The following is a 12810-nucleotide window of genomic DNA, read 5'->3' as shown; positions in this document are numbered from 1 at the left end:
GATAAGATGTCAAGAAAGCGATTACGAGCTCTTAAGGCATTCCTATCCTGTTTTTCTTATACCCGCTCCCCTTCGTTAACTAACATTACTTCTTGTTAAAGAACCTCGACAGCTCCCCTTGGATCAGAGAAACCTGTCCTGGGCGTTTGCCGCCAGATACCAGCTGCTGCTTAAGTAAACGGTGGAGCTGTGAATCTGACAGCTCTCTGCGCTTCACTTCTGTGTCCGCCGTAATGATCGTTGCTTCCTCTGACTCTTTCGTGACAGGATTCATTACTTGTTTGATTCCAGCTATGTTTACACCCTTCTCAATGAGGGCTTTAATCTCGAGCAATCGTTCGACATCATTAAAAGAAAACATTCTTTGATTGCCCGAAGTACGTGCAGGTACGATCAAATTATGCTGTTCATAGTAGCGGATCTGGCGTGCAGACAAATCAGTAAGCTTCATCACAATACCAATTGGAAATAAGGCCATATTTCTGCGTATTTCGTCACCCATCTCGTTCATCTACCTTCCAAGTATTCTAAGATATCATCATTGTACATTTTTATGATACTAAGTGTCAATGATGTGTTAGGTAAACTTACAGTAAATTACGATTTTTCATCGTTTGTAACGCCATGAGCACACCGTATTTCACATGAGAATAAGTAAGTCCGCCTTGCATATATCCAATATAAGGCTCACGAATCGGCGCATCGGCGGAGAGCTCCAGACTGCCTCCTTGAATAAAGGTTCCTGCTGCCATAATAACCGGATGTTCATAACCCGGCATATCCCATGGCTCCGGCACGACATGACTGTCCACAGCGGCGGCACGCTGAATACCTTGTACGAACGCAATCAGATGTTCTGGTCCGCTAAAGGAAACAGCCTGAATCAGATCTGTTCGTATTTCATTCCACGCCGGCTTCGTTTCAAAACCGACTGCTTCAAACATAGCTGAAGCAAAAATGCTACCCTTTATGGCTTGTCCCACGGTAGATGGAGCAAGATACAAACCCTGATATATCCCTCTTGTCGTACCCAGCATTGCACCTACTTCTCCCCCAATACCGGGTGCAGTTAAGCGGTATGCAGCCAGCTGGACATATTTTGCTTTACCACAAATGTAGCCCCCTGTTTCAGCAATACCTCCACCAGGATTTTTGATCAGAGAGCCTGCAATCAGGTCTGCCCCTACCTCAGTTGGCTCCTGCTCCTCCGTAAATTCCCCATAACAATTGTCTACGAATACAATCACATCCGGCTTGATTGCTTTTACTTTTTCAATCATTTCTTTGATCTGCTGCACTGTAAAGGATGAGCGCCAGTCATATCCTCTTGAACGCTGAATGCCGATAACCTTGGTATTGGAATGAATGGCCTGTTCTACCGCTGCAAAGTCCACCAGTCCTTCAGGACTCAAATCCGTTTCACGATATGTAATACCAAAATCGTACAATGATCCCGTTCCATCATCCGGCTTGCCAATCACCTTATGAAGCGTGTCGTAAGGCCTGCCTGTAATGTACAGGAGCTCATCTCCAGGTCTTAGCACACCAAAAAGAGCGGTGGCAATCGTATGCGTTCCCGATGCAAAATGTGGACGCACCAAAGCCGCCTCCGCTCCAAAAACGTCGGCATACACTTCATCTAACACTTCTCGGCCGCGATCATTATATGCATAGCCTGTAGATCCAGCAAAATGGAAGTCGCTTACTTGATGTCTCTGAAACGCATTAATTACCTTCCATTGGTTGCTGTCAATGACTAGGTCTACTTCTCGCAGCCGTGATTCAATCTTGTGCTCGATCATATGCTGAAGCTTAACAATGTCTGATGAAAAAACACCCATTTCTCGTTTTTCTCTCCTCACAAAACTAACACCAACATTACTTTAGTGCGTTACATTATTAGTATACAAAATCACATCAATCTGACGAATCAATAAAATCGTTTAACAAATATCCATGCTTCTCATATTCACCTTTTTGGACCTGTACTTCATAGATAACATCGTTCTCATCATATGCCGTTTCGATCACATCGCCGATTCGATAAACGACAGAGGTGATATCACCGCGATCGGCAGGAATTCTAAACTTAACCGTATCTCCTGTCAGTTCCTCCTGTATCAATTCACGGATACTTAGCAAATCCTGCTCATCAAAGGCACTGACTTTTCTGTATCCCTTGCCTGTAGGAAGCATTTGCAGCTGTTCCGGAGAACAAGCGTCTTTCTTATTAAACAGCACGATTTGTGGTTTATCGGAAGCACCCAGCTCCTGCAGCAGCTCTTCAACGACATTCATTTGTTCCTCTCTCATCGTAGAAGAAGCGTCAACGACATGCAGGATCAGATCTGCCTCATTCACCTCTTCGAGCGTCGCTCTAAAAGCAGCGACCAGCTCATGCGGAAGGTTTTGTATAAAACCAACCGTATCTGTTAACACAATTTCTTTTCCACTTGGCAGTTCCATCGTTCGGGAAGTGGGGTCAAGCGTTGCAAACAACTGATTCTCAATGTAAACATCAGCATAAGTCAGCTGTTTAAGCAGTGTAGACTTGCCGGCATTTGTATAACCAACCAGCGCCACTTGAATAACTCCGCTTTTCTTACGGCGTTCCCGGTGTAGCTTGCGGTGACGGGTTACCTCTTCTAATTGCCGCTTCAAGTCGTTAATCCGTCCGCGAATATGTCTGCGGTCCGTCTCCAGCTTGCTCTCACCGGGCCCCCTTGTACCAATTCCCCCGCCAAGACGTGACAGGTTCTTGCCGTGTCCAGACAGTCTTGGCAGAAGATAAGAATGCTGTGCCAGCTCAACCTGAATGATACCCTCTCTCGTATGAGCACGCTGTGCAAAAATATCCAAGATCAGCTGGGTTCGATCTATAATTTTCAGATCAAGGCTTTCTTCGAGATTACGAACCTGTGCTCCAGACAGCTCTTGGTCAAATATAGCGGTAGTCGCGCCAAGCTCTTCTGCTGCTGCTCGAAGCTCTTCCACCTTTCCTTTACCAATGAACCATTTGGAGTCCGGTGTCTCCCGATTCTGAGATATCACGCTGAGCACTTCAACACCTGCTGTTTCAGCAAGCTTAACGAGCTCTTCTAACGAATACTCAGGATTTAAGCCTGACCGCTTAACTTCATCTGTCACTAAGCTGACTAATACAGCCTTATCTTTCATCTCCGTGGATGTCTCGTGTGTGGAGTTCGTCATTTCTTAAGCTCCTTCAAATATAGGTATCGTCTACAATTTCAGTCCCTATGGATTGTAAGTGAATATCTATTATCGCTTATTTCTTGTCTAGCTTCAAATCCTCGACCCGAAGCGTCATCAGTTCCAATTTGCCAGGGTTTCCTGAGGAGTACTGATTTAGCAGCCGGACCGCTTGATGTCTAATTGATTTCTCAATCAAATTTCGAACATACCTTGCATTGCTGAAGGCTTGTGACGTTTCGTTCTTCTCATCAAGCAGATGCTGCTTTAACTTGAGTATGGTCTGAGGCATCAAAATATAATCTCGATCCTTCGCCATAAGCTCTGAAATCTGAATCAACTGATCAATTGAATAGTCAGGAAATTCGATTTGGATCGGAAACCTGGACGGCAGACCAGGATTGGTCTGCATAAAGAAATCGATCTCGTCTGAATAGCCGGCAAGTATCAATATAAATTGATTTTTGTGGTCTTCCATCGCTTTAACCAGCGTATCGATTGCTTCTTTGCCAAAATCCTTCTCACCGCCGCGTGCCAGGCTGTAGGCTTCATCAATAAACAGAATGCCGCCTAATGACTTCTTAACCAAATCCCTTGTTTTTTGAGCAGTATGACCAATATATTCGCCAACCAGATCAGCTCTCTCCACCTCAATGAGATGACCTTTAGCCAAGACCCCCATCTTCTGGAACAGCTTGGCGACGATACGAGCAACCGTTGTCTTGCCAGTACCGGGATTGCCTTTGAACACCATATGATACACATGAGAACCGCTCATGAGTCCCGCATCAGATCTCATCTGTGCAATTTGCAGAAATGCATAAATTTCAAATACAAAATCCTTAATACTCTCCAGGCCCACCAGCTGATCCAATTCCTTCTGAATATCCAGATACATCGCAAACTGGGGATTGTTCTTCAAAGAGGCAGCAGTCTCTTCCGGATCTGATATGGACTCTTTATTCAGACCATAGCCTTCTGTCTGATTACGCAAAACAACATTAATTTGCCTGGAAGGTCTACCTTCCGGCCGCTCTCCTGCTGCCATCGCTCTTCCGTTCATATAAACGCTCACCTCAACTCCATAAGGGGCTAACTTCTCTATCTAAAGTATTCTAGTTAGTTCAATGTTATTAGAAGTTTCCCTTAAAAAATATTACTGAAGGAACAGGAGTGCGGCGTCCAACTTCCATTTGGTATAAGCAAGCGTTTCCCGAATTTGGCTTGGCAAAAAAGGCATCACCACGGATTCAGCAAGTGAGACTGCGGGTGCTTCATAGTCAAGAAACTCGGCGATTTCAAGTGATCGCATTCCGTGAAAATCATGCGTTATAATGATGGATGAGGTTAAGCCCTCATCTGTCATAATTTTCTGACTGAACAGCAAATTCTCGTAAGTACTGGTAGCTTCGTTCTCCAAAAAAATACGAGAGGCCTCCACACCGTGCTCTACAAGATAGCGCTGCATTCCTTCGGCCTCGGTAAGTCGATGCTGAGGACTGTCCAATCCACCTGTGACGATAAAGTATCGAAAGCTTCCGGCGTTGTATAACTCAAGTGCCTTGTCCAATCGTTCAGCGAGACCCGGGCTGGGCTCGTCGCCCCACAGCGACGCCCCCAGTACAATGCCCACGTCAACAGGATCAGCTATTTCAGTTGTCTCATTCGGATTGAAAATCTTCCACTGTACATAAACGACCCAGATCAACCCAATAATCACTACTGCTGCTAATATTCTAAATGCATATCGAAAAAAATTCGTTTCCCTTGGTCTTTTATTCATAGGTTTTGCTTGCTCAAATGTCATAGCTCACTCCTTGAATTCTCCATTCTCGAACAAAGTGGAACGTTGTTCCAATGACATTTGGAAATAAGGGAACGAATGTGCATCAATCGAATGCAATAAGTATTGTGCTGTCCGCATGGACAATTCGTAATCAGTGGTCGTAATATGCCCCTTATCCAAAGCGTCGTCGAGTTCATCCTCGTCCAGCAAAAATACTTCTCCATCCTTGAGAACAATTACATCCAAGTATAAGTCATCAAACCACGGGACCCCCTGGTCTGTGACTCCCTGACTGCGGCAAGTATCAATATACCACTCAATTATCCGTTCCTGGTCATCAAACATCGCCGTCACCACAAAGTGTTCATCTTTTGGAAAATACTGAAGCCAGGAATACCCTTTATCCGCTGTGCAGAATGTATACCCTCCATAGGTTTTCCATAGTGGTTCCTTTAACTCATGGATGGTATAAAGGGATAAATAGCCAGTAAACTCCTCGCTCTCAACATATCGACAGGTGAATTGCCGGTTCGTAATCCGTCGCCAGTTCGCCCTATCTCCAAATTTTCTCTTCATCCTCATCCCTCTTTACTCATCCAATATCCGCTTTATTAAAAACAGCTTACCATATTTAAGTTATACACTCAAAATTTACGTATATACAAAATAAATCATTACCAGTACGCAAAAAAAGACCTGCTGCCATAGTTGTGACAGCAGGCCTTTCATTAAAATACATCAGGGTGAAGTTGTACCTGGAACTGTTGTAGTCGGAGGGCTTTCTTCACCTGGAGGTGAGATTTCACCAGTTGGAGGTGTGGTCTCCTCAGGCGGAGTTTCTCCACCTTCGTTATTACCTTCCCCTCCGCTTGAAGGAGGTTCCGTACCATTACCACCATTGCCAGTGTCGTTACCTCCTTGACCCTCGCCATTTCCATTTCCATTGCCAGAGCCATTTTCACCATTACCTTCATTACCGGAGCCGTTACCTTCACCGGTACCAGATCCGTTCCCTTCTCCGTTACCGCTGCCGCTGTTGTCCGGATTCTCTTCGCCTTGACCCGGATCTGTACCAGGTTCCTCAGGAACTTCCGGCTGCTCAGGAGGTTCTGGGGCTTCCTCTTCCGGTTCGATGAACAGTGACACATGGTTGGACTCACTTGCGTCTTCCCCATTCTCCGGATTAATAACGGTAACATAATATTCATAGGTCAGACCCGGCAACGCACCCGTATCCGTTGCCGATGTGCCCGAGATCTGATCCTGGATTCGACTGAAGCTTCCTTCCGACGTCTCCTTACGATAGATTCGGTATTGCACGCCTTCGGTGGATGAACCACTCCAGCTAAGTGATACCGCCTGAGCCTCTTTATCATAAGAGACACTTAGGCCACTAACGGTCAGATCCGTTTCCGGTTCCTCTTCTTCTACTGGCGGTTCGGTCACTTCTGGAATTTCACTATCCGGCACAAAGAATTCCTTGCGCTCCACTCCTTCAAGCGCCTTTTCCATAACCGTCTTAAAGAATGTGGCTGCAAGACGACTACTGTTCTTCAGCAGATGCTGCTGATCCGGATTATCATATCCCATCCAGACTGCGGCGGTATATTCAGGTGTGTAGCCCACAAACCACACATCACGGTTTGCGCTGTTTCCTTCGTAACCACTCTGTGTCGTTCCTGTTTTACCTGCCACAGGACGATCCAGACTGGCACTTGTACCTGTACCGCTATTGACAACTTCCTTCATCATCTCTGTCATTTGATATGCAGTCTGCTCGCTCATTACTTGCTCAGCATCTGACTCGTACTCATAAATTACCTTGCCATCGCTGTTCTCAATTCGCGTAATGGCGTGACCTTCCTGATATTGACCACGATTGGCAAAAGCACTGTATGCCGCAGCCATCTCAAGCGTATTGGTGCCTTTATCCAAGCCACCAAGCGCCATGGACAGATTTCGGTCACCATCCGTCATCGAAATACCCAGCTTCTCGGCAAATTCATATCCCGTATTTACACCGATTTCATTCAGAAGCCACACGGCAGGAATATTCTCAGACGTCGTAATGGCATCAGCCATCCCAATCGTATTCGAATAACCATGCAGATTTCGAGGACAGTAATCACCAAAGCACTGCTGTGAATTGCTAAGCGGTGTATTCGCCGTAAATTCACCGGTTTCAAGAGCTGGTGCATAGGAAGCAATCGGCTTAAACGCGGAGCCCGGCTGACGATAACTGCTTGTCGCCCGGTTCCAGCCTTGACGCTGATAGTCACGGCCTCCCTGCATCGCAACGATACCGCCTGTTGCATGATCCATGATAACCATCGAACCCTGTACCTTCTGATCAGATGCGCTTTCTTCGAACAATTCATCATTCTTAAAGGCTGCTTCTACAGCTTCTTGTGCTTCAGGAGCCATCGTTGTAAAGATCTTATAACCACCGATGTTCAGATCGTCCGTCGTTTTGCCTGTTACACGCTCCGCCTCTTTCAGCACGTAATCGACATAAGCAACGTATTTCTTCTCCTCTTCCGGGCGTTCATAAGCGTAATCCACGGCTTTCGCCTCATCCATCTCTTCCTTCGAAATGTATCCTTGATCATACATTAACTGAAGGACAACCCCTCTTCTTTCCTTGGAGTCGTTGGGATTACCAGCCGGATTGTAAGCAGATGGGCCCTTAGGAATCGCGGCTAGCGTAGCAACTTCCCATAATTCCAGCTCATTCAGATCACTCTTGCCGAAATAAAACTCCGAAGCGGTTTGAATACCATAGTTCTGGTACCCGAACCAAGTACGGTTTAAATACATCGTCAAAATTTCATCTTTTGAATAGTTCCGTTCAATCGCGAGCGCGATAGACATCTCTGTCGCTTTGCGGAAGAACGTTTTGTCCCGTGTCAGGAAGACGTTCTTGGCAAGCTGCTGAGAGATGGTACTTCCGCCTTCAACCAGAGAACGGGCCATAATATCCGTTACTGCTGCCCGGCCGATCGCCCACAGGTCTACACCATTGTGTTCGTAGAACCTCTTATCCTCTGTCGCTATAAACGCATCCTTTAATATTTGAGGAATATCCTCTTCGTCGACAGGATCACGCTTCTCAATCGACAGCTCACTGATCTCCTCACCATTTCGGTCATATACCTTGGATGTTTCATTTACTGACATTTTGTCAAAGTTGGCCTGTAAGATCCGTTCACCGCTGACCATAATAAACAGATAGCCGGCAAGCGCAACAAAGATGGCAAAAGCCGCTGTAAAAAATAATGTCCAGGCTAAACGTTTACCCGATATTTTTTTCTTTTTCTTAGGTCCTGGTTTCTTCTCTTTTTGATTATTCTTACGATTCCCAGACCTAGATAGTGTATCGTTTGACATGGTACCTCCTGACTCCCTTTTAGGTGTAGCATCTTTATGCTAGTCTTTAAGTCTTTTTTAGTAGATTTGAAACCAATTTGTAAACTTTTCTCCTGAGAAGTAAAAGAACAACCTTTACAGGTTGCTCCGCCTCAATCCTATACGTATTTAACGAAATGGACTCTTTAAAAGTTTCATTGATAATTTATTCTTCACCACTGCCATTTTGCATAAGAGAAATATTCCGTTGTGGTGTAAAGGTGGATATGGCATGTTTGTAAATCATTTGCTGGCGTCCGTCACTGTCGACAACAATGGTATAATTATCAAATGCCTTGACAGTCCCGCGAATTTGAAAACCGTTGACGAGAAAAATGGTGGCTGGAATATTTTCTTTGCGCATTTGATTCAAGAACGTATCTTGGATGTTGATGGACTTGGTCATTAGCCGTACCCCCAATAAGTTCAATTAGATTGATTTGAAGAATAATCATGCTCCAAATTCAGCTTATCTGCTATTATATCACGTATAGTAGCGAAGTTCGTAGAAAAATTTGCTGTGTCCGTCATATCCACCCATTGAATATCCTTCATATGACGGAACCAGGACAGCTGTCGTTTGGCGAAGCGACGCGTATCCCTCTTTAGTTCACTTACTGCTGTATCCAGTGGTGCCTCTCCACGCAGGTATGCAGCAATCTCTTTATAACCGAGGCCTTGCATGGAAATAGAGCCGGGACCCACCCCTTGGCTAAGAAGTGAAGCAACCTCCTCTACCAGCCCTTCCCTCATCATTTCGTCAATTCGGTCTTCAATACGGTTATATAGCATTTCTCTATCCATTGTCAAACCGACGATACAGAGATCATAGGGAGACTGCTTATTCTGAGCAGCCAGCTGCTCTGATTGTTTGACTCCGGTCATGTGAAATATTTCAAGGGATCGCACCACTCTGCGTACGTCGTTTGGATGAAGTCTTGCTGCACTTTCAGCATCTACTTCAAGCAGCTTATTGTGCAGCGCCTCCGCTCCATTTGCTTCCGCATAATCGAACTGGGCTTTTCTAAATTGTTCATCGGAGCCTGCTTCAGAAAATTGAAAATCATAGCATACCGATTCTACATAAAGACCGGTCCCTCCTACAATAAATGGCAGCTTGCCTCGCCCATGGATCTCTCGAATCAGCCTGCGGCTCTCCTCTTGGAATTCCGCAACAGAATATGGGTAATCCGGCTCATGAATGTCGATAAGATGGTGAGGGATGCCTTCCATTTCCTCTGGCTTGATCTTTGCCGTCCCAATGTCCATCCGTCTGTAGACCTGCATGGAATCTCCCGAGATAATTTCGCATTGAAAGGTCTTCGCCAGTTCAATGCTCATTTTTGTCTTGCCTACGGCGGTAGGTCCCACCAGTACAAGCAGCTTAGACTTTTGAATTTCTGTCAAGTTCAATCACTCCGTACACTGTTTTTGAATGGGCACGATTCACGGCACTAAAACCGAGTCTGGCAAATTCGCCACTGTCCCTTTTTTCTTTCAAGATGACTGTCTTTCTAGCTACTCTCTTGGCCTCTGTGATGCTCTCCAGTGCCAAGGGCGCACTATTCGCGTATCTGCGCAAAGGACGAATCGCGTTCGAATCCATAACAGGCTCACGGAACATCGGGTCAAAATATACGATATCGACACTATTGTCGTTCATGCTGCGAAGCAGCTCTAAATGGTTACTGTGCTTCACCTGAATTGATCTGAGTGCCTCATCCACACAGCTGTTCCCGCTCTGGTAATACCGCATACCTTCTAGCAATACGGTGTACAAAGCATGAGAGCTCTCGCAAGCAGTGACATGTCCTTCTCCTCCTGCAGCTACTGCGAAGACCAGCGAATCCGTACCAAGACCTGCAGTGCAGTCCAGCACAGAGTCGCCCTTTTGGAAATTCGCAGCTTCCAGCATAGGATCGCTTTCTCCTTTTAATACGCGCTTAGCCCGAACGAACCCCATGCTTGGATGAAATTCAAGCACAGGCTCCCCTGGACTAATCAAACGAACGCCATTTGTCACTACCACGATAATGTCTTCATCGCCATATTGTTCCGATAGCTTGGTCAGGGAAGCTTTATTTCTCTGGACATAGCTTGAATTGGTAAGCTCGGCGAGACGAACAGCACGCTCCGCAAGCGTCTTTGCATTCGTATCGCCAGTTGTAATTATCATTTAATTTCTCCTAATCATAAGCATCTGATTTCGTTCAACTACTTCAAGTTTTTCCACATTACATCACTCTTTTAAACATTTTTTCAAGATCATAGGTTGAGAAGGAGACGACAATAGGTCTTCCATGTGGACAGGTGTAAGGCTGCTTGCAGCTCGCAAGCCGCTGCAATAGCACGACCGCTTCCTGCTCTGTCAGTTTCTGATTGGCTTTGATTGATGCCTTGCATGAGCACATAATGGATGATGCTTCTCGCAGCTTGGACAAGTCAATCCCCCGCTCTGAAAGCACCCATTCGGCCATTTCCAGAATAATTGACTCTTCATCGCCCTTAGGTAGCCAATAAGGATACGATGTAACACGGAAGGTTTGTCCACCGAAATGCTCCAGATAGACCCCCGCTTGTTCAAACCAATGAAGCTTGTTCTTCAGCTGCTCTGTCTCTGAAGGTGTAAACTCCAGAGTGATAGGGAGCAGCAGCTCCTGAGAAGCTTCAACCGGATTTCCGAATTGGTTGTAGTAAAATTCATAATTAATTCTCTCGTGAGCAGCGTGTTGGTCAATCAGATACAGCCCGTTCTCATTTTGTGCGATCAAATAAGTCCCGTGATGCTGACCAATCAGCTCCAGTTCAGGGAACTGTGGCAGCTCCGCCTTTGTACCAGCAAGCTGTGCATAATGATCTCTGCTCATTCCTTGTGCATTCCTTGCCTTAAGCGCAGCGCTGTCCCGGTAATAATCCCCATTTGCAAGGTTCGATCTCGTTTCTCGAATAACCTGCTGCTTGTCCTTCTCACTAGGCACATAAGTACGACTGTCCTGAGTACGATTAACATTTCGCTGATCCGCTCCATAATTCTTGGAAGAATCGAGCGCAGTGTAATTTTCATCCAAATCTTCAATTGGAACAGTGGAAGAACTTCCTCCCGTTTTCCCTGTAACTGAAGTATTCCAATTCTCGGCACCGGATGGCCGGGGCTGCATCTTGGAGCTATTCATCCCATATTCTGGCCGGTCACCCCCCTGCTTGTCCCCTGAATAATGCACGTTCTTTACAGGGCTCGATAACGATGAAGTTTGCACCGTTCCTGCAGTTTCAGCGACTCCCGAATTCGCTGAACCGACCTGCTCCTCATGCGACTTCGATTTCGAAAAATGGAATTGCTCCTGAATAAACGATTTGCTCTCCGGCTTCCCAATGCTCTGTTTAATTACTTGGGGAATGAGCACTTCCTGCTTAAGTGCAGCGCGAGTGTGCTCCTCCACAAAAGTATACAGCTCAGGCTCCTTGCTGAATCGAACCTCCAATTTTGCCGGGTGGACGTTAACATCCACTAATGACGGATGCATGTCCAGCTGCAATACGGCAAGTGGAAACCGGTTGATAGGAAGCAGCGTATGGTAAGCCTTAAACAGCGCTTGGTTCAGCCCATAATTTTTAATATAACGGCCATTAATGATGGTGGAAATACCATTGCGATTAGCTCTGGTAAGATCAGGCCTGCTTACATAACCGCTGATTCGGTAGTCCAGGCTTTCACCGCTGATGGGAAGCATTGATTTGGCAGCTGATGTTCCGTAAATCGCAGCAATGACCTGAAGCAAGTCTCCATTGCCAAGGGTTTGCAAGATCAGGTTGCCATTATGCCTTAACGTAAACGCGATATCTGCGTGGGATAACGCCATTCTGTACAGGACATCAGAAATATGCCCCAGCTCGGTCTGGATCGTCTTCATATATTTCAATCTGGCCGGGGTATTGTAGAACAACTCCTCAACCAAAAAATCAGTCCCACGAGAGGCAGTAATATCGTCATGCTTAATCAGCTTGCCGCCCTCAATGACAATCTCACGGCCACGTCCATCGGATTCGGTTGCACTGATCAACCTTACTTTGGATACGGCAGCAATACTCGGTAATGCCTCTCCCCGAAAACCAAGACTAGTGATTTCAAATAAATCTCGACCATTTGCAATTTTACTCGTAGCATGGCGGTAAAAGGCGGTTTCCATATCCTCTGCATCAATTCCGCCTCCATTATCGGTGATCCGGATGCTATGAAGTCCTCCTTCATGTATGGATACATCGATTCGAGTGCTTCCTGCATCAATGGAATTCTCCACAAGCTCCTTAACGACAGAAGCGGGTCTCTCCACCACTTCACCGGCAGCGATCTGATTGGCAATATGCTCGTCCAGCACATGAATTCTAGCCACCTTTTACCCCTCCCTTTA

The 12810-nt window shown here is 46.0% G+C and carries 11 protein-coding genes; all 11 read right to left on the bottom strand.

Translation table 11 applies throughout. The features are described from left to right. Positions 1 to 85 precede the first annotated feature (85 nt). Entirely contained in the window at positions 86 to 502 is a 417-nt protein-coding gene (locus ACFQ3J_RS03235; protein ID WP_047910662.1) for a MerR family transcriptional regulator, read from the bottom strand. Positions 503 to 587: 85 nt separating this feature from the next. Further along, positions 588 to 1841, bottom strand: coding sequence for a methionine gamma-lyase family protein (locus ACFQ3J_RS03230; protein ID WP_251581128.1), 1254 nt, complete (start codon positions 1839 to 1841; stop codon positions 588 to 590). Positions 1842 to 1917: 76 nt separating this feature from the next. Continuing rightward, positions 1918 to 3210: a GTPase HflX gene (gene hflX / locus ACFQ3J_RS03225; RefSeq protein ID WP_251581126.1), complete on the bottom strand. Its 1293-nt coding sequence runs from the start codon at positions 3208 to 3210 to the stop codon at positions 1918 to 1920. Between the two features lie 76 nt (positions 3211 to 3286). Further along, the gene (locus tag ACFQ3J_RS03220) at positions 3287 to 4273 is read right to left on the bottom strand and encodes an AAA family ATPase (RefSeq protein ID WP_091157745.1); all 987 of its coding nucleotides are present in this window, start codon (positions 4271 to 4273) and stop codon (positions 3287 to 3289) included. A 93-nt stretch (positions 4274 to 4366) separates the two neighbouring features. Next, positions 4367 to 5017, bottom strand: a complete 651-nt coding sequence (locus tag ACFQ3J_RS03215) for a SanA/YdcF family protein (protein WP_244533210.1) — start codon at positions 5015 to 5017, stop codon at positions 4367 to 4369. A 3-nt stretch (positions 5018 to 5020) separates the two neighbouring features. Next, positions 5021 to 5572, bottom strand: coding sequence for a DUF402 domain-containing protein (locus tag ACFQ3J_RS03210; protein WP_091157746.1), 552 nt, complete (start codon positions 5570 to 5572; stop codon positions 5021 to 5023). A 162-nt stretch (positions 5573 to 5734) separates the two neighbouring features. Then, the gene (locus ACFQ3J_RS03205) at positions 5735 to 8383 is read right to left on the bottom strand and encodes a transglycosylase domain-containing protein (protein ID WP_251581124.1); all 2649 of its coding nucleotides are present in this window, start codon (positions 8381 to 8383) and stop codon (positions 5735 to 5737) included. Positions 8384 to 8567: 184 nt separating this feature from the next. Then, complete coding sequence (hfq, locus tag ACFQ3J_RS03200; protein ID WP_047910668.1) at positions 8568 to 8807, bottom strand: RNA chaperone Hfq; 240 nt, start codon at positions 8805 to 8807, stop codon at positions 8568 to 8570. A 20-nt stretch (positions 8808 to 8827) separates the two neighbouring features. Continuing rightward, positions 8828 to 9808: a tRNA (adenosine(37)-N6)-dimethylallyltransferase MiaA gene (gene miaA / locus ACFQ3J_RS03195; protein WP_251581122.1), complete on the bottom strand. Its 981-nt coding sequence runs from the start codon at positions 9806 to 9808 to the stop codon at positions 8828 to 8830. Then, entirely contained in the window at positions 9786 to 10577 is a 792-nt protein-coding gene (locus tag ACFQ3J_RS03190; protein WP_251581120.1) for a class I SAM-dependent methyltransferase, read from the bottom strand. The genes miaA and ACFQ3J_RS03190 overlap by 23 nt, the downstream gene beginning before the upstream one ends. Positions 10578 to 10635: 58 nt before the next feature. After that, complete coding sequence (mutL, locus tag ACFQ3J_RS03185; protein ID WP_251581118.1) at positions 10636 to 12792, bottom strand: DNA mismatch repair endonuclease MutL; 2157 nt, start codon at positions 12790 to 12792, stop codon at positions 10636 to 10638. Positions 12793 to 12810: the final 18 nt, after the last annotated feature.

Source organism: Paenibacillus provencensis, from assembly GCF_042678545.1.
GTDB classification, from domain to species: domain Bacteria; phylum Bacillota; class Bacilli; order Paenibacillales; family Paenibacillaceae; genus Paenibacillus; species Paenibacillus provencensis.
This window is presented reverse-complemented; position numbering and strand designations above follow the sequence as displayed.